Below are 22,279 nucleotides of genomic sequence, written 5' to 3' on the forward strand. Positions count from 1 at the left end.
GTATACCCTTAAATATGGCCGTAGTAATCGCGATGGGCGACACAGGACCAGGCATAATCCAGAAGGGTGCCCCAGCTGAATACGGGCAGATCGACTTCCCGCTGGATGGCCCGGGCAAAGGGCTGCATGCCGGTGCATTCCAACATAATGGCTTTAATATCCGGATGCTTTGCGATGAATTCCTTGGCAATACGGATCATATCTTTTTCAGATTCATCATAGTAGCTTTCTGGGATTTCCGGACGTTTTTCATGATCCCAAAGGGTATCAAACTGTGGGCATCCATATTCATCCTGGGCACCGGCAATGTAGAAGTTGCTCTTTAAGTCGATGCCGACCTTTTCCAGATGGGTGTCCGTCAGGAATCGTTTCTGAGCACAGATGATGCCCACGGCATTGGTGGGTCCAATGAGCTGCTGGATGAAGGGAACCTGGAGCAGGCTGGACATGAATACGGGGATATCCACGGCAGCGGCAACATCTTGTTGGAAGTAAGCGAAATAGCCACATTCAGCAGCAATGGCCCGGCAACCCATGCGTTCCAGATTTTTAGCGGCCTGGACGATGGGGGCACGGCAGGGGGTTTTATCCTGTTCCCATACTAGGGTGTAGTTATCCACACCCTTAGCAATTTCATATTGGATCGGGAAGCCCCAGGCACTGGCGTTACGAACATCCCCAGGGAATCCTGGATAGGCATCATCCAGTACCATGATGCCGATCCCCATGCCGTAGCAGGTATGGTTCTTCCGGGTGGTCATGTAATTGATGTTTAAATCTCTTTGCATAATATTATCCTCCACGATAAAATTAATTTTATTGGATAATTAAAAGCAAGCTTTGTGCCAAAAATTGAACGAATTGAATAATTTAAGAATCAAAATGGACAGTACGGCAAAAGGTCTAAATTATTCGATATAATGAAGTATACTATATATAAAAGGGGCAAGAGCTGAATTTTTAAAAGATAAAAAAATCGGAGTACAAAACCTTTATATAAATTGTATGGAAAAGAATGCAAAAAATAATCCATGCAAAAATATGGGCATATCTGCGCAAAGAACGGATGAAAACGGGAATCGAAAACGTTAATCATCTAGAGGGTGCAAATATATTTGCAATGGAAAGGGGATGTTAGCTTCCAAAGTGGCGGAATTTTGAGAGGGTTAAGAATGGCATGAAAATTGCTTTATATAAGTGATAACAATCTGGAATCGCTAAAGGAGAGAGGCGGACCGGAAATAAAAATTGAAGGAGTTAACATGTTTAAAAAACTTCGAATGGTTCCTGTGGCAATACCACTAGTGATTATGGGGGCGATTATAATCATTTCTTTCATTAGTGGTGAACAGTTTATTGACATCATGACGAACTTCTTTGTAGGATTAATGAGTGGATTTGGATGGATTGTGCTGTTGGTGGTACTATCAATGGTGATCTTTTTGGTTGTCCTCTTTGTGCATCCCATCGGTAATACTAAATTTGGTGGCCCGGATGCGAAACCTAAGTATAAAACATGGATGTGGTTCGCCATCTCTCTGTGTGCTGGGATTGGATCGGGAATTGTTTTCTGGGGGGCAACGGAACCGCTGATGCACTCCTTTAATCCTCCTTTGGAAGCGGGGGTTGTGGCGGGGACAACCGAGGCCATTGTCTGGGGGATGAGCAAATCTTTTCTCCATTGGTGCTTGTCACCCTATGCCATCTACGTGGTTCCAGGAGTGGTCATTGGATATGCCTACTATAATATGCATAAAGCTTACTCTGTTAGCTCTGGTTTGGTCTTTCTCAATAATGGGAAGGACTTAAATCCCAAGCTTCAGAACATCATTGATGGTTTCACCATGTTTGCCCTGGTAGGTGGGGTTGCTGGCTCTCTGGGGTATACGGTTATGCAGATGGGATCCAGTATGGACAGCGTCTTTGGGCTCGGAACGGGTCCCATGATGTGGACGATCCTAGCGGTTGGCATCATTGCGTTTTATACAATTTCCAGTGCGACGGGGCTCAATAAGGGGCTTGCCTGGATAGCGGATAAAAATGCCTGGATTTATATGGTTCTTTTAGTCTTTATGATTTTGGTAGGACCGGCATCCTACATTGCAAACTTAACCACGCAATCCTTTGGAAATTATATCAGTAATTTTATCGAGCTGTCCACCTTTACGTCACCGGTCGTGGGCGGAACCCAGTGGGCCCAGTGGTGGGATGAATACTGGATGGTGGACTGGATGTCCTTTGGAACGCTGATGGGTTTATTCTTTGTCAAACTGGCTCACGGGCGGACTATAAGAGAGTTCATTGTTGTCAATTTGTTTATGCCAGCTCTTTTCGGGGTCATCTGGTTTGGTGTGTTTGGCGGCTTTGCGATCCATCTTCAGATTGCCGGTGTGGCCGACATGGTATCCTTCTTAAATGAATTTGGGCCGGAAGCCTTCATGATGAACCTCTTTAATTATGTACCGGGAACATTGATCGTCCAAATAGTCATGCTTATCACCATCATTCTCTCTATTGTGACGTGTTGTGACTCCATGACCCAGACCCTGTCATCCATGTCCTTAAAGCATGCCAAGGATGGTGCGGAAGCACCTCTGGCCGTTAAGCTGTTCTGGGGTATCTTAATTGGTGCGGTTTCGTTGATCTTCGTTTTGAGTGGAGGAATTGAAGGCATTAAAATTGTAAAAACCATCGCCGGATTCCCCATCGTATTCCTCGAATTAATCATGATGCTTGGGTTTATCTACCATATGGTAAAAAAACGGAATAAGCGGGACGAAGTTGAATATGCCGATTTGGTAAAGGAAAGAAATGCCGAGCTTGATGCTTCCTACGCTGAGGAAATGGCTGGAACCATTAAGAAAAGAGAAGAAAAAGCACGGAAAAAGGCAGCTAAAAAAGCTGAAAAGGAAGGAAAAGAATCAACGGAGGATTGATCTTCACCCTAAAATGCGCGGCCCCCTTGGGGCAGCGTATTTTTTTATAGGCACAAGGGAAGGGAAGCAAAAAAGTTTTTATAACAGAAGGGTGCCATAATTTGGGCAGGTGCAAAAGGATTTGCTTCTGTCTAAAGCGTGCAGGAAGGGCGTGAATTAGGCAAACCAAGGAAATAGAAGGGGTTTAAAGGGGTGCAAAAAAAGATGCAGGCTTTTGGGAGTAGAGTAGAAATCGATAGACAAAGGGTAAAGGAACCGTGGTTTTTGGGGGCCTGTATTAATTTTTAAGTTTAACAGAAATTGGCACGCTCCTTGCTTTATATACAGCCAAGAAGTTAAATTAATCTTTTAAGATCAAAGGAGAACGAAAATAATGGCAGACATGAGTTATTTGAAGGACAAACCGATTGCAGTACTGGGTGCTGGTGCCGTAGGTAAGGCAATTGCCGGAGACTGTGCCCTGGGTGGCGCTAAGGTTCGTATTTGTGATATGGAACCCTTCGCCACAAAGACCCTGGCGAATATTGAGCGTGTGGGAATAAAATTTTATGGCGATCAGGTGAACCTCTACGGCTTTGAACGGGAAGGCTTTGCAAAGATGGATAAGGTCACCACCGATGTGGCAGAAGCGGTTAAAGGAGCTGGGATCATCGTTGTTGCCACTCCGACCTTCGGACATAAGCCCTTCTTTGAAAAACTGATTCCCTGCCTGGAAGAAGGCCAGGTCATTCATATCTTCCCGGATAACTACGGTACGTTACTCCTGCGCAAGATGATGCGGGAAGCAGGTTGTACGACGAAAGTTATTATTGGGGGCTGGTCCAGCTCTACCTATGGCAGCCGTGTAGAAATGCCTGGTGGCGTGATTACCCATAAGATTCGCGTTTACTACCGGGCCATCACCCTCCGTGGGGCGGCGATGCCAGCCTGTGACACCGATGCCTTCATCGAAAGCTCCAAATACCTGCCCTCCATGGACGCTGTGACCTATGGCGACGGTGCAGTGGCTGGGGATACTGTATTGGATACTGGCTTTTCGAATGTTAACCCAGTGCTCCATTGCCCTGGTGCGATCCTTGGGGTATCCACTATGGAAAACTTTGGGACCATCTTTGGGGAAGACAAATACAAATTCTCCATTTACTCCCACGCCTATTGCCCCTCCATCTCCCAGGTGCAGTACACCTTCTATCAGGAAGAATGTACCCTGGCAGATACCCTGGGTGTTGGCATTCAGCCCTATGAAAAGGAACACTTCTTCTCCCGGGAAAATGTTTTAGGTCAGGAATACATGGGCCTTGACTATCTCATTCCCTTCGACAAGCAGGATCCTATCCAGTACGGTACCGGCCCCTTCGACATGAACAACCGCTACATCACTGAAGATATTCCTGTAGGCTGCTACGTATACCAACAGCTGGGTGATGTTTTTGGCGTAGACACCCCGGTGGTGGACTCCATGATTTACCTGGCCAATGCCATCCATGGCAGAAACCTCACTGAAAATGGGTACACCTTAGACTATCTCGGTATTGACGGTATGTCTAAGGAAGCATTGAACACCTACCTCAGAACCGGTGAATTGAACTAAGTTTACATACAAAGGAGCAGATTAATGGCAAGAAAGAGCATTATTAAATTAAGAGAAATGAAGGCTGCCGGCGAAAAGGTCGTCTACATCACCGGCTATGATTATTTAACCGCAAAATACGAAGAACGGGCCGGGGTGGATATGATCCTGGTGGGGGATTCCCTGGGAATGGTTTCCCTGGGTTACGATACCACCTATCCAGTCACCATGGACGATATGATTTCCCATGCCCAGTCCGTACGCCGGGGGGCACCCAATACCTTTGTGGTAGGGGATATGCCCTTTATGTCCTACCAGGTTTCCAATGAAGAAGCTGTCATGAATGCCGGCCGTTTTGTGAAGGAAGCCGACTGCGATGCCATTAAGCTTGAAGGTGGCACTGACAGCGTCTGTGATCGCATCCGTGCGATTTCAGAGGTGGGGATCCTGGTTATGGGTCATATTGGTCTGACCCCCCAGTTTGCGGCACAAATGGGTGGTTACCGCGCCCAGGGCAAGAATGCTGATGCCGCTTTGGCCCTCATTGATCAGGCCAAGCGGATCGAAGCCGCCGGGGCTGCCTTTATCCTGGTGGAGGGTGTGCCAGCAGCTGTGGGTCAGGCCATCGTCGATGAGCTGACCATTCCGGTTTATGGCATCGGCGCAGGGAGCTACACCGATGGACAGCTTATTATCTATGCAGATATGGTGGGCTACTACGATGATTTTACGCCGAAGTTTGTCGAAAAATATGCTAATGTTGGTGCTGAATTGTTAAAGGGCTTCACCACCTATACTGAAGAAGTCCGAAATGGGAACTTCCCCAACAACGATAAGCACGCCTATACCATGTCGGATGAAGAGGTCGCTGCATTGCAGGCGGCATTGAAAAAGTAAAGTTTGAAAGGGGTAATACGATGGCTGATTTAATTCAATTGGGCGAATTTGTTGTCGATGGCAATGAAGAAGCCGTTCAAAATGCTGTTAATAAGGCATTGGAAGAAAAGGTGGATCCGGTATCCATCATCAATGATGGCCTGCTGGCGGGGATGAACATCGTTGGTGAAGAGTTTAAAAACGGGGAAATGTACGTTCCCGAAGTACTCATGGCGGCCCGGGCCATGAATGTTGGGATGGACATGGTCAAGCCCCTCATTGCGGATACGGATATGCCAACCCTCGGGACCATCGTCATTGGGACGGTGAAGGGCGACCTCCACGATATTGGAAAAAACCTTGTTGTGATGATGTTAGAAAGCGCTGGCTTTAAGATTGTGGATGTTGGTGTGGATGCTTCCCCCGAGGATTTCGTGGCGGCAGCGGTGGAGAATAATGCGGATATTGTGGCCATGTCTGCCATGCTGACCACCACCATGCAGATGATGGACAAGGTTGTGGCGGCCTGTAAGGACGCCGGTGTCGAAGCGCAATACCTCATTGGCGGCGCACCTGTATCCACCATCTTTAGTGAAAAGATTGGGGCTGTTTATGCCGCAGATGCTTCTGCTGCTGTTGAAAATGCCAAGGAATTAGTGAGCTAGTACCCCTGGCGGCCTGGCGTGAAAAGATGAAGCATAGCCCTCTGATTTCGGAGCATTCCGATGGGAGGGCTTTTTAAAAAGGGGAGGTCAGTGGGTGTCAAGGGGGATTTGGGCAGCGGTTTCCGCGGCATTGACGGCGGGCCTGCTGCCGGTTTTCACTAAGGTGATGATGAACCTCGGGGTTACCGCTGTCGAGGTGATGGTGGTGCGTTATCTGGGGGTGTTCTTATTTGCAGGAATGGGTCTGATGTTCAGAGGACAAGGGCTTCGCATTACTGGCCGACAGTTTTTTACCCTGGTGTTATTAACGGTGTTTGGCTATGCCGGTGCTTGTTATCTGCTGGCGGCCGCCCTGAATTTTTTGCCGGTGGGGATGGTGACCATGCTGTATTTTACCTATCCCCTGTTCACCATGCTGCTGATGACCCTTGTGTTCCGGGAAAAGCCAACCGGCCGGAAGCTGGTGGCTTTGGCCCTGGCCATCCTGGGCATCGCGGCACTGATGGGCTTTGATTTTTCAGTCTTTAATATGGGTAGTGTGTTGGCCCTGGGGGCTGGACTGACCTATGGCATCTACCTGGTGGGAATTCAAAAAAGCTGTGTCTGTCAGCTGGATAATATGGTCATCACCTTCTATTTAGCTGGGATTTCCTGGCCCCTGTTCTTAATCCAGGGATGGGCCATGGGGGTAGCGGACTTTATGACCCTGACACCCACCTCTTGGGGAGTGGGAATGGTAATGGGGCTGATTACCGTCTTTGTGCTGGTGGTGGTGGCCTATGCCACTAAATCCATCGGATCAACCCGGACATCACTGATTATTGCCTTTGAGGCAGTGGTTTCCCTGGTCCTGGGAATCCTGATCTTTGGGGAAGCCTGGACAGGCTTTACCCTTATTGGATCAGCCCTTATGCTGGGGGCCGTCATCCTGGTGACCCGGGAGAAAATATCGCCGTCTGGAAATGATGATCCGGGCGTCAATGGATAAGGCGCATTGCGCGTTCAAAAATTATGGAGGAGACAGAATGGGTAAGGAATTAATCAAGCAAACACTGCGGCACGAAGGGACAAGCGAGGTGCCATGGGTGCCCTTTGCAGGGGTACACGCCGGGACTCTTAAGGGCTACACGGCCAAGGAGCTGCTCACCGACGGGGATAAGCTGTATGAATCCCTCATGGAGGTAGCCAAGCTCTATATGCCCGATGGGATGCCGATCATGTTCGATCTGCAGGTGGAAGCCGAAATATTGGGCTGTGACCTGCTTTGGGCAGAGGATAATCCGCCCTCTGTTATGAGCCATCCCCTGGCAGGGGAAGAGCTGAAGATTCCCTGCAGCTGCCGGATTCCAAAGAAGACCGATGGCCGAATCCCCATGATCTTAGATGTTATGGGGCGTATGAAGGCATCTGTTGGTGAGGATATTGCCCTCTACGGGCTGATCTGTGGGCCTTTGACCCTGGCCTCTCATCTTAGAGGGAGTGATTTCTTTACGGATATGATTGCCAATGCGGAATATGCCAAGGGGCTGTTTAATTTCTGCGTTGAGGTCTGCAATGCCATGTCATCCTACTATATTGAGGCTGGAATGGACGTCATCGCAGTGGTGGACCCCCTGGTCAGCCAGGTCTCACCCCGGATGCAGAAAAAACTTTTCCTGGAATCCTACAAGGTGGTCTACGACTTTATCCGCAGTAAGGGTGCATTGAGCTGCTTCTTTGTCTGTGGCGATGCCACCAATCAGATCAATGTGATGTGCCAGACCGGACCCGACGGCGTATCTGTGGATGAAAATGTCAACATTGTCGAAGCCAAAAAAGTAACGGATGAGTACAATATCACCATCTGCGGGAATATCCCCCTGACCACGGTGATGTACTACGGAACCCAGCAGGATAATATGAAATACATTGTTGAAATGCTGGATTCCATTGATCACCATAACCTCATTGTCAGCCCAGGGTGCGATATGCCCTATGCGGTCCCCATGGAAAACACCATCGCCTGCGCCCAGGCCATTAAGCACCCCGAAGAAGCCCGGGAAATGGTTAAAAACTATGAAGCCGTGGATACCTTTGGGGATGTTGAGCTGCCGGATTACGACCATCTTAAGCGGCCCTTTATTGAGGCCTTCACCCTGGATCCGGTACAATGCGCCGCCTGCACCTACATGGAACGGGCCGTCCAGCTGGCCAAGGACGAATTTGGGGATGCCATCGATATTGCCGTGTATCAATACTGTGTCAAGGAAGACATTGCCAGAACCCAGAAGATGGGTGTGGCCCATTTACCTTCGGTGTACATCAATGGGGAGCTGAAATGGTCCTCCATTATCCCTAGTAAGGAAGAAATCTGCGGGGTCATTGAAGCGCTGCTGAAATAGGAAAAAATAAGATTGCAGGAATAAAAACGGCCCGGGGTGAACCTCCGGGCCTTTGAAGCAGAAGGGAGAAAGCCATGAAGCTGGTGCTGTTAACGGGATTTTTAGGGGCCGGAAAGACGACGTTGTTAAATATGCTTTTAACAGGAACCCAGGGAATGCGTGTGGGCATTTTGATGAACGAACTAGGGGCTATCGATATTGACAGCCGGCTGATTCAAACGAAAGATTCCAGGATGGTTTCCCTGACCAATGGGTCTGTATTCTGTGCATGCCTGAAGCAGGATTTCATAAAAGGTCTGATTGACTTGCTCAAATTGGATTTGGAAATTGTTTTCGTTGAATCCTCTGGTATTTCAGATCCCTCTAATATGCAAACCATTCTTGGGACCGTCTCTAAGGTGTCGGGGCAATCCTATGATTATAATGGTGCGGTTTGTCTGGTGGATGCAGTGGGATTTTTCAATCAGTATGAAGTGCTGCCGGCGATTCAGCGTCAGATTGTCCATTCAGATCTGGCCATTATTAATAAATGTGACCGGCAGACAGAGGCGGCTCTCGAATGTATTAAAGGGGAAATTCAAAGCATCCATCCGGAGATGCCCTGTATCCAGACAACCTATTGCCAGCTGGATCCCACTATTTTTTTGGAAAAATTCAAGCATACACCAGCGGTGGAGGCGGAAACCACCAATACCTGGGAAAGTCGTCCAAAGACCATTGTTTTAAAGGTAGAATCAACCCCTTTACCCTTAGGAGGCTTGCAGAATTTTCTTGTGGACATAGCACCATACACCTTTAGAATCAAGGGATTTCTAGCGACCGAGCAGGGGAATATGGCAATTAGCGCAGTGGGGAAAGAAATACAAAGTACGCCATGGGCCACAAGGGTGGAAGGGAATGAGCTGGTGATCATCTCAGCCATTGGGGTATCGATTATCAGCCGAATCATTGGGTCCTGGCAGCATTTTTTACCTGACTGTAAAATGGATTTGGAGCCGACCAGTCCATAAAAAAGGATTAAACACGATAGGATAAGGTAAATTTTTTGATCCATTTCAAACCATTCTGTGATATAATTTTCCAAAACATGTATAGAACAGCGACGAGGTGTTTTTATCAAAGTGTTTAAGGAAGAGGAGAATGGAAGATGCTTGAAATGTTGATCAATGCCATCGAAGAGTTGGATGAAGAAAAGGTGTTAAAAATCGTAAAGCGGTGCGTTGCAGCAGGTACCGCACCCAAGGATATTTGGATGGCGCTGAACAAAGGGCTTGAAAAGGTGGGAATGCGATATGAGACCGGTGAATATTCCATTGCCGATTTGATGGTTGTCGGGATCATTTTTGAAAATGTATTAGAATATACCAATATGTGTGATATATACGATGATATTGAGACTGAAGCGTTTGGTAAAACCATGCTGCTGGGTACAGTGGAGGGCGATCTCCATGATATCGGGAAGTCAATTTTTAAAGGCGCGATGCAGGCCGGCGGATTCATTGTCAAAGATCTGGGTGTTGATGTAAAAGCCCAGGATTTTGTGGATGCGGCGGTACGCTATCAGTGTGAGATTATCGGATTAAGTGCCGTATTGACAGATTGTATCATCTCCATTAAGGAGGTTATCGATGCTTTTAAAGCCGCTGGAATTCGGGATCAGGTTAAGATCATCATCGGTGGCTGTGTGGCGAACAAAACCGTCAGTGACTTTGTAGGGGCTGATGCCTATACAAAATCTGCCATTAAAGGGGTTGAAATCTGTCAGGGATGGTTAAAAGATGAGCAAGAATGAAGCCCGCTATCTGGGGATTGCAGATTCAATTAAAATCAAAATCCTGAGTAAGATTTTTAAGCCCGGAGATTTGCTGCCTTCAGAAAATAATTTGAGTGAGGAGTACGGTGTTAGCCGGATGACCGTGCGTAAGGCCATTGAGGTCCTTGTGGGAGAGGGATATCTGATGTCTTCCCCAGGAAAGGGGACCTATGTGCGGGAGTATTCTCTGAATAAATTTGAAATCGGCTTTAAAATCGAGGAAATCATCCAGGGTGGGTACACCCATGCTAAGCTGATTCATGCTAAAATAATGGCCCCAACCATCGAATTAGTCTATCATTTACAGACCGCGCCCCAAACAAAAATTGTATGTATCCGTTCCATGCTTTTTAAGAATGATCGGCCTGTGGCCTTGGATGAGAAATACATCCCCTATTTTCCAGGAATGAATATCAAAGAGGATAGCTTTAGTTATCGGGATATGGTGAGTATTATCTTTGGAGAGAATTATGGCTTTGGATATTGGGAGGAAATTTCCATTACTGGGGTTAAGACGGATGCGGCAGTTCGTGCCTATTTTGAAGAAATGACAGAAGAAACGACTGGAAAACAGAAATTTATGATGCTTTTTGAACAGAAGGTTTATGATTCTGATGATATTCCCCTGGGCTACGGCAAGTTGTATGTGGAGAGTGATCTCTGCCGCCTCAACGGTACGTCGATTATATAAGGGGGCGGGTCATGAAAACCTACGAGTTTATTTTAAATGATATTCAATCAAAAATTGAAAGTGGGATTTATAAACCGGAAGAACAGCTGCCATCACTGCGGGAGTTTTCTAAGATTTACACGACAACACCGGTTACGGTTAAAAAAAGTTTGGCAATCCTCGAGGAAGAGGGATATGTTTATGTGGTGGATCGAAAGGGTTTTTTTGTAAGCTCAGGGACGCATAAGGCATATACCATGATTTTCCATGAAATTAAAGGGATTGATCACGTGACGGATATCCGGCTTGAAGAAATCAACGAAACCAACGGTGGAGATATTAAAAAACGTTTTGGTTTAGAGGTACCGGAGCATACCCGGTGTCTGGGGATTACCCGGATTCTTTATGATTGTGATATGCCCATTGGGATTGATAAGAAGTATATCATCCACAATGCCCGAAGTGATTTACTGATTCGGAATCCAGAGCGCTTTTTAGAGCTTTTGAATTTAGTTTTAGGAAACTATGATATTCATAAAGAGCTCGAAATGACAATGATGACCGATAATACACCAGTTCGCGATACGTTATTCCTTGGTGAAGATGATGGTGTATTTGAATTTAAACAAACGTATCGGACAGAGAACGGGCAGCTGGTCGGGGTATCCGAAACCTACGTGCCCTGTGAGGAAATCCAGTTAAAAATGAAATATTGATGATTAAAAGGTGCCCCTGGGCATCTTTTTTTAGTTGAAGAGAACGAAAGAGGAAGAATAAGAAAAATTGATATATACATATATATATACTGTTATATATAAAAATCGGTTACTTACTTGACAGAAACGGTTACACATGCTATAGTTGTTATATACTTGAATATGACAAACGATCCGGATCAATGTATTGTCAATTTCTATGGAGAGAAAAAATGAATAAAAATGAAGTAACCAATGAAAGTATCAGTGGTTTCACCCGAAATGCGGTGATTGGGATTATTAGTTCTGGTGCAGTGGTGGTATTTCTGACTTTTTTAGTCCGATATGTGTTTTATGAGCCGGTTTTACAAAGTCTTGCCCTAAATAATGAACAATTGGGGGTGCTCTATGGACTTTATGGGACAACGGCCATGATTTCGTATCTTCCCGGGGGAATTTTAGCAGATAAAATACGAATCAAGTATTTGGCGACAGCCGGATTTGGACTTTCTGCTGTTTTGACATTCTGGTATGCGACATTGCCAAGCTATGAAACCTTGAAGGTCATTTTCTTACTGATGGGAGTTTGTACAACCTTCATCTATTGGGGGGTCCGTTATAAGGGAATTCGCTTGGTGAGTACCGATAATACCTATTCCAGAAATATTGGCATTAGTTATGGTATTGTTGGTGTGTTGGGATTGGTTGTGAATTTCATTTCGATGTGGATTTTCAACTGCTTTAGTGATCCAGCTTCCGGCTTTAATATGGTTTTGATGTTTTATGCGGGTTTAAATATTGTCTTTGCCATTGCATCCTTTCTGCTTATCCCTAAATTTAAGGATGAAATTGTCAAGAAAAAGAAGGCCTTTGATTTATCTGAGCTGGTAGCTGCTGTAAAGCATCCGGGGGTATGGCTGACGACCTTATGTATGTTCTTTACCTATACGGTTTATACATCATTAAGCTATACGGTGCCCTATGTTCAAGCCGTGTTTGGCGCCAGTGTCACCATGGCTGCGCTAATGGGGAATATCCGGATGTATGGGACCTCCCTCTTTTCTTCACCGGTTATCGGTGCGTTGGCGACGAAGATTAAATCACCGGCAAAGACCATTGTATTGTGCATGGCAATTACGGCAATTTGCCTGTTTGTTATTGTTCTGGCACCCCAGACGGCTGGATTCATGATTCCTGCGATTATCCTGATTATGATTCTCTCTTTCTTTATGAGTGGTGCCTATGGGGTGGAATCCTCTCTTTTTACAGAGACGAAAGTTCCCGCAGCCATCTTCGGGTCGGCTTCAGGGATTCTATCATTGATTGGATTTTTACCGGATATGTTTGTTTCGCCGATTGCAGGAAAATGGCTTGACACCTATGGGAATCAAGCGTACACGTATATATTTATTGCCCTGGGTGTTAGTGCGATCCTATCCATGGGGTGTGCCTTGCTGGTGCTTCTTTACAACAAGAAAATCCGGGCATCCCTTCAAACCGATGGGGAAGAAATTCAGGCTTAATCGTCAATATGATACAGGAATTGAAGGAGAGATGATATGGAACTCGAAAAACTTTTTTTAAAGGCCAGGGATGTTGATTTCATCCATGAACAATCGGTTAAGCTCTTAAGGGAAACCGGGTGTGTGTTTGAGGATGACCGGGCCATTGAGATTTTCAAACAAAATGGGGCAACTGTGGATGGCTATACCGTCCATTTCACAGATGAATTGATTCATAAAGGGCTGTCGACAGTCAGTGCAGCCTTTGATATTTTAAGACCCGACGGGACCCTTTACCATATGGGTGACGGCAGTCGGACGATGGCAACGGCGGGAAGTCCACCCTATGTCATGGAGGATGGAAAGTTCCGCTTTGCTGAGATGCATGATTATATCGATATCTGTAAGCTGGTACAAACCAGTGATTGCATTGATATGACCCATTTACTGCTGTGTGATACCTATGATGTGCCCCGGGAAGAACGTTCCTATAACATGACGGCAGCTTTGCTGAACTACACCACATTGCCGATTTCATTGACGGCACTGGCGACGAAGCTTCATGATTCCGGGACCGTGGCAACCAATGTGGTCCAAATGATTCAAAATTTCACAGGCGTACAGGATCGTTATGTTGCAGTGGGATGTATTAGTCCCATTTCCCCGTTGGCATGGGTTAAAGATAGCCTGGATGCGCTGTTTGCTTATTGTGCATTAAATCAACCCATGCAATTGGCCACCTGCTCATTGCCGGTTCTTACCAGCCCGGCATCGGTTCTTGGAACCATCATCCAGAATAATGCAGAATTATTGGCAGTAACGGTTTTGATCCAGTTGATCAGTCCAGGATTACCCGTCTTTTATGGGAATACATCAACCTCCACTAATCTAAGGGCGGTTTCCATGGCTTTGGGTAATACAGAAACGGCACTTATTTCTTTAGCAAGTGCCGCAATGGCAAAATACTATAAAATGCCCTTCCGAACATCGGGTGCCTTAACGGATGCCATCGATGTGGACTACCAGGCCGGCGTTGAATCAACCCTGAATCTTATGAGCGGCTTCCTCAGCGATACGGACTTAATTTTCTTTAGCTGTGGGATGCTTAGTGGCTTTAATGTGAGTTCCCTGGAAAAATATGTGGCGGATGAACAGCTCATCAAAATGCTCAAACGAATGGGCGATGGTATTGCCATTGATTATGAGAAGGATTATACTAAGGAAATCAGTAAGGTTGGGCCAAGGGGGAACTTTATGGCAGGGAGAACCCCGAAGGAATACCGAAAAGAGCACTATGTCCCGGATCTTTTTGTGAAAGTGGATTACAACACATGGCAAACTGAGGATAAGAAATCCGTTAAAGAGAAGGCTTCAGCAAAGGTTGCCGAACGGCTGGCATCTTATGTGGAACCTGAAAAAACACCGGAGCAAATGAAGGTAATTGAGAAATATTTAATCAAATAAAGGGAAATGAAGACGGGTGGGCGGCATGCACGCCCGTCTTTGTGTTATGAATTAAAGGATAGAAGGATGGATATGGATTCAAAAAAGAACAAAATCCCCATTGACAAGACAATTTTTCTAGGTGCTTTGTTACTGATGGTGCTGGTATCTATGGCTTGTCTCGTGTTTCCTGATGAAGCGCTTGGCGTGTCCTCCATTCTCAGAAATTTTGTTATTGAAAAATTTGATTGGTTTTTCTTGATTTTTGGATTGGGTGTGTTTGTTATCTGTGTTTTTGTAGGGGGCAGCCGTTTTGGGCGTATTCGCCTTGGCGGGGAAGGGGAAAAACCGGCCTATCGCTTCTATAGCTGGCTATCGATGATTTTCTTTTCAGCCATTGGGTCATCTGCGATTCTATGGTCAGTCTGTGAGCCCCTCAACTACATTGCATCCCCACCCTTTGGATATGCGCCTTATTCCCTGGAGGCCTTTAATATTGCCATTCCCTATGGATTATTTCATTGGGGTCCAGTTGCCTGGTCCTTTTATGCCCTTTCGGGGCTGGTGGTTTCCTATTATTTTTTGGTACTGGGCCGAAAAAATCTTAAAATTTCCGGGGTAATGTCGGAGCTCATTGGTGAACGGGCGGCTCTGGGGGCAGTGGGCAAGGGCATTGATATTGCAACCATTTTTGCAACATTTTGTACCTTTGCACCAGCATTGGGATTAGGGGTTCCCCTATTGACGGTATTGATTTGTCAACTGACTGGCTTGCCCAATACCACAGAGCTTCAGATGCTGGTCCTGATGATCTGGATGTTCATTTTTTCAATTAGCGTATACCGTGGATTGGATAAGGGAATAAAGATTCTCAGCGATATTAATATGTATTTGCTCATAGCAGTGATTCTGTTGATTTTTTTGGCGGGGGGTCCAGGCTACATTTTATCTGCATCCGTGGAGGAATTTGGCACCCTGGTGACGAATTTTATTCGTATGAATAGCTATAGCGATGTTTTTGGAGGGGGGACCTTTGCCCAGGATTGGACGGTTTTCTATTGGAGCTGGTGGGTCGCCTCCGTTCCCTTCATGGCAATTTTCATCGCCAGGGTGTCCAAGGGACGGACGATCCGTGAATTGATTTTTGGAATTATGGGGGCGGGTTCAGCAGGAACAATGACCATTTTTTGTGTTTTTGGGAACTATGCTCTGAAATTACAGCATTCTGGTGTTGTCGATTTAGCAAAAATAAATATGGAGCAGGGGAGTGACTATGCCGTTTTAGCCATGTTAAATCAATTACCCTTTAAGAATCTCATTATGATCGGGGTAATCCTATTGTATTTTGTTTTTCTGGCCACCTGTGTTGATTCCTGTGCCTTTACCATGGGGTGCATTGCCTCCCGGGAAATGACGGATCACAGCCAACCCGCCCGATGGAATCGTCTTTCTTGGTCGATTGCCATTGCGATTCTGGGGGTGGCAGTACTGAAACTGGGCGGGGGGATTCAGGCCCTTCAGACCTTTGTCATCGTCGTGGGTCTCCCCTCGGCCATTTTGGTGATTGCAATGACACGATTGTTGTACCGCTGGCTTAAAGAACATCGGGAGACGCCCTCTGAAAAGTAACGGAAAGCGGGTGGCGGTGTCGCCTTTATCTAAAGCTGGAGACGGCGTCCAGATGTGCTTCATGCCCTGCCATGTAGACGGTTCCCCAGCCAATGACCTTGTCTGATTCATCCATGAGGGTCTGCTCCACAGAGAGAATGGGCATACCCATGGGCAAGTCAAGATGTTTGAGGATTGAGGTGCTGGCGGGAATGGCACGAATGGATAATTTCCGCTTAATGGCAGAAAGTGAACCATGAATGGCCACCATTTTGGGGAAGGTGGCGTAGCGGATTTCCTGCTCAATAATGGGGAGTCCCCGATGATAGGGAATATATTTAACATCTAAAGCGATGGGGGACCCCTTTTGTCTTAATAGCCGCTGGATTTTAATGACCCGTTGCTCGTCTGGTGTCTTCAAATGGCTTTGGATATCGGGTGTTGATCGAATAATATCCACTCCAATGATCTGGGAATCGGTATCGTTGATACCATTTAAGTTCATTTCATTAAACACCAGCTCATAGACATCAATGCGGGGCTCATGAACAAAATACCCTTTTCCGGGGATATTGTAGATATAGCCTTCATCCACAAGGGTCAGGAGGCCCTGGTGGAGGCTTTTGGGATCAAGATGGAAATGCTGGCAGAGATAGCTTTCAGATGGCAGGATAGATCCCGCCTGTAGCTCCTGGGAGCGGATCATGCTTTTCAAGGTCTCAATAATTTTCAAATGCTCTGGGATGCTCATCCTAATCCTCCTTTCTCAAACCAGGCCGCCACCCGATCCTGGGCGTTTTTGCGTAAATCGTAGTAGTATAGGGAATAATCGCCGTTGTGGAGAACCCCTTCCGGAAAGAAATGCTCCGCACCAACAATACGAAAATCAGCCCTATCCGCAGTGGTACAAAGGACTACCCCCCGGTGGGGATCAATCTGTGCATCGGCGTAATGGGGGCGGTCTGTGACAGAGAGAAGCCGACCGGCACTGTCTCTCAGGACCAGGTGGGAGCCTAGACTCAGACTGGCAGGTGCATAGTCTGTGTTCCGGGTCCAGGTAATGGGGTTAATGGCGATGGAGCCCTTTGGGAGGGTGATGTTCTGCCCGGTAACACCTGGGGCTTCGGTGTTGTAGGAGATAATGACACCCGTATCCCGGGCGCCTTGGGCAAAATGGAGGTGGGGATTGGCTGTAAGATATTCCCGGGTGATGCCAAAGCCGATAATATAGGCCGCCACCATTTGATCCAAATACTCCGGATGCTGCCGGAAAGTAGTGGATAGCAGCATCCCCCCTAAAAGTGCTCCCTGGGAATGACCGGCTAAAATAAAGGGGCGGCCGCCATTTAGGTTTTCCATATAATAAGTAAAGGCATTTTGGACATCGGTACAGGTTTTATCGATGAACTCCCCGAAAATTTTTTGGTCCTCACTCAGCAGGCATTCAATACAAGCCTGGCGGTAAAAGGGAACGAAATAATTACCAACGGTTTGAAAAGCTGAGCCTTTGTAGGCAAGGTGCTCCGTTGCTCGGGCCCGCATCGCAGGATGGTCCACATCGCAGATGAGGGGGGCACGGCCGGTTTTAAAATAAGCGGTGGGATAGAGATAGAAAATATCTACTGGATGGTCGATGGTTTGGGGAATTTCCATCCAATGATGGGCATTACGATAATCAGTCATTCTATTTTGTGACACTTTCAGGTTCCTCCAGTTTTCAGGTTTTGTCAATTTTCAGGAAGGGTCAACGTATAGGGATGGTCCCATTTTTGAGAAAAAACAACACTGGCACTGCTGCTGTACAGGTCGTAGACGACAGACCACCTTGTGGACTCATCCCCCTGGGTTACGGCTGTCTTTTTCAGAATGGCAAAGGCCTCTTTTTCGGAGACCGTTTTTTTAGTTGCGGCAATGGCCGATTGGATGGCCTTGAAGGTTTTAGCTTCCTGATCCCCGGAACCCTTGGTCACGGCACCCTTGGATTGGTAACGATCGGTGGCAATGGTACTGCTTACTGTCGCCATTTTGTGCTTAGGATATTCAACCACTGTCGAATCCCCGGTTTTATCGGCAATAAGAAAGGCGTAGCTATGATCCCCGGTGGCGGTCATATCGTAATTACCCAGAAGGACAACGGCCTCCTGGACTGTAGCACATTGGTCTAACATCATACGGACAGCCAGGGTAGTGGTAATGGGAAGCAAGTCATTTTTTTCTTGGGTAGGGGGGTCACTTAGGCGAATGGCCGCAACGGAGAGGCCCTGATCATTGACACCGTCTGTGGAAAGCAGAGGAGCGGCAAGGAGCCGGGCATAGCTTGCAGTATTTAAAAGGTTGCCCGGAAGGCTTGACATGGCCAGAGAGGCATAGCCGGACCGGGGTGTGCTCCGGATGAGCAGGGCACTGGTCGCCGGCCCGTTATAATTGCGGGCGAGAAGATAGTTCTGGGTTAGGGATTCAATCCGCTGCCCCATGACATGGGTATCAGGGGAGGACTCGGCATCGAAGGCAGCCCCGCCGGCTGAAAGGGTTGGCAGGCTGAAGGCGGTATTGAGGCCGAGAAAAAGCTGATGATTAATGGCACTGGCCAAGTCCTCTGGTGTGGTGGCACCAGATTCCAGAATATTGGAAAGACTATAACTGCTGGTATAGTCCATGGTGTACAGCGCATCCTCACCCTTTGCCGTTCCTGAAATTTGCCGGAGGGAGGAAAGGGTGCTGATTGTCCGTCCCCCCAGCGTAAGGATAGCTATAAGGAAAATCCCCAGGACGATGGGAATACCGACCCACCATTTTTTAGTTTTTGTCATTTGTTTCATTGATTTCATAAGGGCAGTATATCATCAATGGGGCAAAGACCTCAACAAAAATTCAAAGATTTCAGAAAATGCAGGCTGACTATTTTATGAGATACCAGCGGCCTCCAGGGCATTCATAATCGCCTCAAAGGTATCGGTTTGCCAGGCACTGCGGCCAATGAACAGACCGTCAACATCCTGGCACTTGGCATAGGGCACGGCATTGTCTAAATTGACACTGCCGCCAAAGAGCAGGGGGATGGTGTGTCCGATGGCTTCACCATAAAGGTCAACCAGGACCCCGCGAAGGGTCGTGTGGATTTCAGCCACAACCTCAGGCTCTGCAGGAATCCCTTCGACGCCAATGGCCCAATAGGGCTCGTAGGCAACCCATACCCTGGGGGCATCCTCGGCGGAAACCCCGTGAAGGGCGATTTTAAGGGATTTGGCCAGGGTTTCGGCAGAAACACCAAAGTCCTTCTCCTGCATGGAGTCACCAATGCAGACTAAGGGGGTAAAGCCATGGCGCAGGGCGGCCAGGGTCTTTAAATTGACGGTATAGTCCGTTTCGTTAAAATACTTCCGTCGTTCGCAGTGGCCGATTTCCAAAATATTGATGCCGATTTCCTTTAGCTGGACGGGGGAAATTTCCCCCGTAAACTGTCCGGCATCCTCATAATGGACATTCTGGGCGCCCAGCATCAGGGGGGAATGGGCATGCTCAATGGCTTCCCGCTGCTTCCAAAGCTGAACATAGGGCGGGATGATGAAGAAATCAAAGGCAGGGTGCTTCGGAATAATGGCAGTCAGCCCCTTTGTATAGGCCAGCCCTTCCGCCGTGGTTTTATTCATTTTCCAATTGGTGCCGAGTAAAAATTTATTCATGATGGTTCCTTTTCTTAATCTTAATCCAGGGAATAAAATAGCAATAAAGGCCACTTGGTGCAGACTTGCACCAAAATGGCCTCAATGGTCAGGACACAAAGGCCCTATTTCTTCATGTATTTCGCTTCCAGCTCACGCATCCGTTCAACCTTACGGGTGGATCCGCCGCCAGCAAATTCGCTATTCATCCAGGCATCTGCAATCATTTTGCCCAGTTCAACACCGATGCAGCGTGCACCCATGGTGAGGACATTGGCGTCATTGCTCTTGGCCAGACGTTCAGCAGCAAAGCAGTCGGAACAGGTTCCGGCGAATACACCAGGGACCTTGTTGGCCATCATAGCAACGCCTAAGCCCGTACCGCAGATCAGAAAACCACGGTCATAGGATCCGTCGCTGATCTTTTCAGCCAGGTTAAAGGCAATGTCAGGATAGTCACAGTCATGGGTTTCAGAATATTTTAAATCGGTAATATCGAAGCCCTCTTCTTTTAGGTGTGCGTAAATGGCATCCTTGAAATCAAAAGCAGCATCATCACAATCAATGCAGATTCTCATAATGGGTTCCTCCTCGATTCACATAAGTTATGCGATTTTTATGAGTTAATTATGACACATTTTCAAGCATAAGGGAAGCGGAAATTATGTTCAAGCTTAATCTTTCAGAATTTTATCGGTGTTGGGTAAAAAAATACACTTTGAGGATCGGGGAACGTGCTATGATACACTTAGAATCCCATTGGAATTACTTTTACTTAATTTCAGAAATTCGCTATTTTCAAATTCATGAAAATACGTTATCCTAAAGGCACAAAACCATTAGGAGGACAGAATGGCAAAAACGGGAATTATCATTGTATCCCACAGTGAACAATTAGCAGCCGGTGTTGCAGAATTAGTGGCTGAAATGGCCAACGATCAGGTTGTAATCCAGGCGGCAGGTGGAACTGGTGACGGGCGTATTGGAACCAATACCCTGCGAATTTTAGAAGCCATCGAGTCGATGGAGGCATGTAAAAGCATCCTGGTGTACTGTGATATGGGAAGCTCCATCATCAGCACAGAAACAGCCATGGATATGATTGACGACGACGATTTAGCCGAAAAAGTCCACATCGTGGATTGCCCTTTAGTAGAAGGCTGTTTTGCGGGGACTGTTCAGGCAAGTATTACCGATGATGCAGAAGAAATAAAGGCGGTATCCGCCCAGGCAAGAGAACTGCATAAGGCATAATTTATAATTAGAAGATATAATAGGCTTTTAATCGGATAGCAATGGCGGTCCGTTAAAATAATAAATTCAGGAGGAAGTAATATCATGGTTATGAAACGTTTGATCAACGACCCGTATGATGTTGTAGAGGAAATGCTGGAAGGTTATTGTGCTGCCCATGCTGGCTATGTCAAAATGGACGACAGTGACGAAGCACAGGGCCGTGTCATCTTGGCCAAAGATGCCGGTACCAAGGATAAAGTTGGTGTGGTTATCGGTGGTGGCTCCGGCCATGAACCGCTGTTTTTAGGTTATGTTGGGGAAGGCTTTGCGGATGCTGCTGTTATCGGTAATATCAACACGTCACCCTCTCCGGACCCCTGCTATGCTTCTGCCCGTGCGGTGGACAACGGTAAAGGTGTCATCTTCATGTATGGTAACTACGCTGGCGATGTCATGAACTTTGACATGGGCGCTGAAAAAGCCGATGAAGAAGATGATATCCGGGTAGAAACCGTGCTGGTAACCGACGATGTTATTTCTTCAGAGAATATTCCAGACCGTCGTGGGATCGCCGGGGATTTCTTCGTCTTTAAGGCTGCTGCTGCTGCCGCTGCCATGGGCAAGGATTTAGACGAAGTCGTCGCCGCTGCCGAAAAATGTAATGATGTGACCCGGACCATGGGTGTGGCCATGAGCTCGGCTACCCTGCCTTCAAAGGGTGGCCCCATTTTCGAAATGGAAGATGGCGATATGGAAATCGGTATGGGGATCCACGGTGAACCTGGAGTACGCCGTGGGAAGATCGAGCCCGCAGATGCTGTCATCGACGAAATCATGGCACCCATCCTGGCTGATCTACCCTACGAAAGTGGCGATGAAGTCTATGTCCTGGTCAACAGCCTTGGCGCTACCCCATTGCTTGATTTACACATCTGCTTCCGCCGCGTGGCTCAAATCCTGGAAGAAAAGGGCATCAAAATCTACAAGGGCTTAGTCGGTCCCTTTGCAGCCTCCATGGATATGGCCGGAATGTCCGTTACCCTGGTTAAACTGGATGACGAAATGAAAGAATTGCTCGACTATCCCTGTGATGCGCCATACTTTACGCAAGTCTAAAGCAGTGCGTTTTAAACGGTGAAATGACCGTGGAGAAGAGCAAGCTCTTCACCACGGTCATTTTGGCCGTTTAAAACATAGGGCGCAGCCCGAAATGAGCGTAGCC

At 47.1% G+C, this 22,279-nt stretch carries 21 protein-coding genes; 15 read left to right on the plus strand and 6 right to left on the minus strand.

Going from position 1 to position 22,279, the window contains the following annotated elements; genetic code table 11:
- Positions 1 to 8 precede the first annotated feature (8 nt).
- Positions 9 to 788, minus strand: coding sequence for an aspartate/glutamate racemase family protein (locus tag BLU30_RS06595; protein ID WP_090244704.1), 780 nt, complete (start codon positions 786 to 788; stop codon positions 9 to 11).
- 474 nt (positions 789 to 1,262) lie between these two features.
- Between BLU30_RS06595 and BLU30_RS06600 the strand changes: the two genes are divergently transcribed.
- From BLU30_RS06600 to BLU30_RS06660, 13 genes are all read left to right on the plus strand, one after another.
- Complete coding sequence (locus BLU30_RS06600) at positions 1,263 to 2,936, plus strand: BCCT family transporter (protein ID WP_090244706.1); 1,674 nt, start codon at positions 1,263 to 1,265, stop codon at positions 2,934 to 2,936.
- Between the two features lie 373 nt (positions 2,937 to 3,309).
- On the plus strand, positions 3,310 to 4,527 hold the full coding sequence (locus BLU30_RS06605) for an NAD/NADP octopine/nopaline dehydrogenase family protein (RefSeq protein WP_090244708.1): 1,218 nt from the start codon (positions 3,310 to 3,312) through the stop codon (positions 4,525 to 4,527).
- A 24-nt stretch (positions 4,528 to 4,551) separates the two neighbouring features.
- A complete protein-coding gene (gene panB / locus BLU30_RS06610; RefSeq protein WP_090244714.1) occupies positions 4,552 to 5,403 on the plus strand; it encodes a 3-methyl-2-oxobutanoate hydroxymethyltransferase in 852 nt (283 codons plus the stop codon).
- 20 nt (positions 5,404 to 5,423) lie between these two features.
- Positions 5,424 to 6,047: a cobalamin B12-binding domain-containing protein gene (locus BLU30_RS06615; protein ID WP_090244716.1), complete on the plus strand. Its 624-nt coding sequence runs from the start codon at positions 5,424 to 5,426 to the stop codon at positions 6,045 to 6,047.
- Positions 6,048 to 6,141: 94 nt separating this feature from the next.
- The gene (locus tag BLU30_RS06620) at positions 6,142 to 7,035 is read left to right on the plus strand and encodes a DMT family transporter (RefSeq protein WP_090244719.1); all 894 of its coding nucleotides are present in this window, start codon (positions 6,142 to 6,144) and stop codon (positions 7,033 to 7,035) included.
- Positions 7,036 to 7,072: 37 nt separating this feature from the next.
- Entirely contained in the window at positions 7,073 to 8,428 is a 1,356-nt protein-coding gene (locus BLU30_RS06625) for a uroporphyrinogen decarboxylase family protein (RefSeq protein ID WP_090244722.1), read from the plus strand.
- Positions 8,429 to 8,502: 74 nt separating this feature from the next.
- Complete coding sequence (locus tag BLU30_RS06630) at positions 8,503 to 9,438, plus strand: CobW family GTP-binding protein (RefSeq protein ID WP_090244724.1); 936 nt, start codon at positions 8,503 to 8,505, stop codon at positions 9,436 to 9,438.
- A 137-nt stretch (positions 9,439 to 9,575) separates the two neighbouring features.
- Complete coding sequence (locus BLU30_RS06635) at positions 9,576 to 10,220, plus strand: cobalamin B12-binding domain-containing protein (RefSeq protein WP_090244727.1); 645 nt, start codon at positions 9,576 to 9,578, stop codon at positions 10,218 to 10,220.
- Positions 10,207 to 10,932 (plus strand): GntR family transcriptional regulator, encoded by a 726-nt coding sequence (locus BLU30_RS06640; RefSeq protein WP_090244729.1) that lies wholly within the window; start codon positions 10,207 to 10,209, stop codon positions 10,930 to 10,932. The genes BLU30_RS06635 and BLU30_RS06640 overlap by 14 nt, the downstream gene beginning before the upstream one ends.
- A gap of 11 nt (positions 10,933 to 10,943) precedes the next feature.
- Positions 10,944 to 11,627 carry a GntR family transcriptional regulator gene (locus tag BLU30_RS06645; RefSeq protein WP_090244732.1) on the plus strand — a complete coding sequence of 228 codons (684 nt, stop codon included), beginning with the start codon at positions 10,944 to 10,946 and terminating at the stop codon, positions 11,625 to 11,627.
- A 212-nt stretch (positions 11,628 to 11,839) separates the two neighbouring features.
- Positions 11,840 to 13,129 carry an MFS transporter gene (locus tag BLU30_RS06650; RefSeq protein ID WP_090244735.1) on the plus strand — a complete coding sequence of 430 codons (1,290 nt, stop codon included), beginning with the start codon at positions 11,840 to 11,842 and terminating at the stop codon, positions 13,127 to 13,129.
- Between the two features lie 36 nt (positions 13,130 to 13,165).
- The gene (locus BLU30_RS06655) at positions 13,166 to 14,572 is read left to right on the plus strand and encodes a trimethylamine methyltransferase family protein (RefSeq protein WP_090244737.1); all 1,407 of its coding nucleotides are present in this window, start codon (positions 13,166 to 13,168) and stop codon (positions 14,570 to 14,572) included.
- 72 nt (positions 14,573 to 14,644) lie between these two features.
- Complete coding sequence (locus BLU30_RS06660) at positions 14,645 to 16,180, plus strand: BCCT family transporter (protein ID WP_176770849.1); 1,536 nt, start codon at positions 14,645 to 14,647, stop codon at positions 16,178 to 16,180.
- Between the two features lie 25 nt (positions 16,181 to 16,205).
- Here BLU30_RS06660 and BLU30_RS06665 read toward each other — a convergent pair whose 3' ends face one another.
- The 5 genes from BLU30_RS06665 to BLU30_RS06685 form a co-directional block, all read right to left on the minus strand.
- A complete protein-coding gene (locus BLU30_RS06665; RefSeq protein ID WP_090244741.1) occupies positions 16,206 to 16,910 on the minus strand; it encodes a GntR family transcriptional regulator in 705 nt (234 codons plus the stop codon).
- A complete protein-coding gene (locus BLU30_RS06670) occupies positions 16,907 to 17,857 on the minus strand; it encodes a DUF3089 domain-containing protein (RefSeq protein WP_143024212.1) in 951 nt (316 codons plus the stop codon). Before BLU30_RS06670 ends, BLU30_RS06665 begins: the two co-directional genes overlap by 4 nt.
- A 29-nt stretch (positions 17,858 to 17,886) precedes the next feature.
- A complete protein-coding gene (locus BLU30_RS06675) occupies positions 17,887 to 18,969 on the minus strand; it encodes a linear amide C-N hydrolase (protein WP_176770850.1) in 1,083 nt (360 codons plus the stop codon).
- A gap of 93 nt (positions 18,970 to 19,062) precedes the next feature.
- Positions 19,063 to 19,842 (minus strand): triose-phosphate isomerase, encoded by a 780-nt coding sequence (locus tag BLU30_RS06680; RefSeq protein ID WP_090244748.1) that lies wholly within the window; start codon positions 19,840 to 19,842, stop codon positions 19,063 to 19,065.
- A gap of 104 nt (positions 19,843 to 19,946) precedes the next feature.
- Positions 19,947 to 20,399, minus strand: coding sequence for an RpiB/LacA/LacB family sugar-phosphate isomerase (locus BLU30_RS06685; RefSeq protein WP_090244751.1), 453 nt, complete (start codon positions 20,397 to 20,399; stop codon positions 19,947 to 19,949).
- Between the two features lie 274 nt (positions 20,400 to 20,673).
- Between BLU30_RS06685 and dhaM the strand changes: the two genes are divergently transcribed.
- Both dhaM and BLU30_RS06695 read left to right on the plus strand, forming a co-directional pair.
- Positions 20,674 to 21,075, plus strand: a complete 402-nt coding sequence (gene dhaM, locus BLU30_RS06690; RefSeq protein WP_090244753.1) for a dihydroxyacetone kinase phosphoryl donor subunit DhaM — start codon at positions 20,674 to 20,676, stop codon at positions 21,073 to 21,075.
- Between the two features lie 84 nt (positions 21,076 to 21,159).
- On the plus strand, positions 21,160 to 22,173 hold the full coding sequence (locus BLU30_RS06695; protein ID WP_422717894.1) for a dihydroxyacetone kinase subunit DhaK: 1,014 nt from the start codon (positions 21,160 to 21,162) through the stop codon (positions 22,171 to 22,173).
- Positions 22,174 to 22,279 lie beyond the last annotated feature (106 nt).

The organism is Eubacterium barkeri (genome assembly GCF_900107125.1).
Taxonomy (GTDB): domain Bacteria; phylum Bacillota; class Clostridia; order Eubacteriales; family Eubacteriaceae; genus Eubacterium_O; species Eubacterium_O barkeri.

Excerpts from the sequence above, each read along its gene's own strand:
- BLU30_RS06675 (WP_176770850.1), bottom strand. The coding sequence starts at position 18,969 with ATGACAAAAACTAAAAAATGGTGGGTCGGTATTCCCATCGTCCTGGGG.
- BLU30_RS06695 (WP_422717894.1), top strand. The coding sequence starts at position 21,160 with ATGGTTATGAAACGTTTGATCAACGACCCGTATGATGTTGTAGAGGAA.
- BLU30_RS06645 (WP_090244732.1), top strand. The coding sequence starts at position 10,944 with ATGAAAACCTACGAGTTTATTTTAAATGATATTCAATCAAAAATTGAA.
- BLU30_RS06600 (WP_090244706.1), top strand. The coding sequence starts at position 1,263 with ATGTTTAAAAAACTTCGAATGGTTCCTGTGGCAATACCACTAGTGATT.
- BLU30_RS06605 (WP_090244708.1), top strand. The coding sequence starts at position 3,310 with ATGGCAGACATGAGTTATTTGAAGGACAAACCGATTGCAGTACTGGGT.
- BLU30_RS06640 (WP_090244729.1), top strand. The coding sequence starts at position 10,207 with ATGAGCAAGAATGAAGCCCGCTATCTGGGGATTGCAGATTCAATTAAA.
- panB (WP_090244714.1), top strand. The coding sequence starts at position 4,552 with ATGGCAAGAAAGAGCATTATTAAATTAAGAGAAATGAAGGCTGCCGGC.
- BLU30_RS06595 (WP_090244704.1), bottom strand. The coding sequence starts at position 788 with ATGCAAAGAGATTTAAACATCAATTACATGACCACCCGGAAGAACCAT.
- BLU30_RS06660 (WP_176770849.1), top strand. The coding sequence starts at position 14,645 with ATGGATTCAAAAAAGAACAAAATCCCCATTGACAAGACAATTTTTCTA.
- BLU30_RS06615 (WP_090244716.1), top strand. The coding sequence starts at position 5,424 with ATGGCTGATTTAATTCAATTGGGCGAATTTGTTGTCGATGGCAATGAA.
- BLU30_RS06680 (WP_090244748.1), bottom strand. The coding sequence starts at position 19,842 with ATGAATAAATTTTTACTCGGCACCAATTGGAAAATGAATAAAACCACG.
- BLU30_RS06665 (WP_090244741.1), bottom strand. The coding sequence starts at position 16,910 with ATGAGCATCCCAGAGCATTTGAAAATTATTGAGACCTTGAAAAGCATG.
- BLU30_RS06655 (WP_090244737.1), top strand. The coding sequence starts at position 13,166 with ATGGAACTCGAAAAACTTTTTTTAAAGGCCAGGGATGTTGATTTCATC.
- BLU30_RS06630 (WP_090244724.1), top strand. The coding sequence starts at position 8,503 with ATGAAGCTGGTGCTGTTAACGGGATTTTTAGGGGCCGGAAAGACGACG.
- BLU30_RS06650 (WP_090244735.1), top strand. The coding sequence starts at position 11,840 with ATGAATAAAAATGAAGTAACCAATGAAAGTATCAGTGGTTTCACCCGA.
- dhaM (WP_090244753.1), top strand. The coding sequence starts at position 20,674 with ATGGCAAAAACGGGAATTATCATTGTATCCCACAGTGAACAATTAGCA.
- BLU30_RS06635 (WP_090244727.1), top strand. The coding sequence starts at position 9,576 with ATGCTTGAAATGTTGATCAATGCCATCGAAGAGTTGGATGAAGAAAAG.
- BLU30_RS06685 (WP_090244751.1), bottom strand. The coding sequence starts at position 20,399 with ATGAGAATCTGCATTGATTGTGATGATGCTGCTTTTGATTTCAAGGAT.
- BLU30_RS06625 (WP_090244722.1), top strand. The coding sequence starts at position 7,073 with ATGGGTAAGGAATTAATCAAGCAAACACTGCGGCACGAAGGGACAAGC.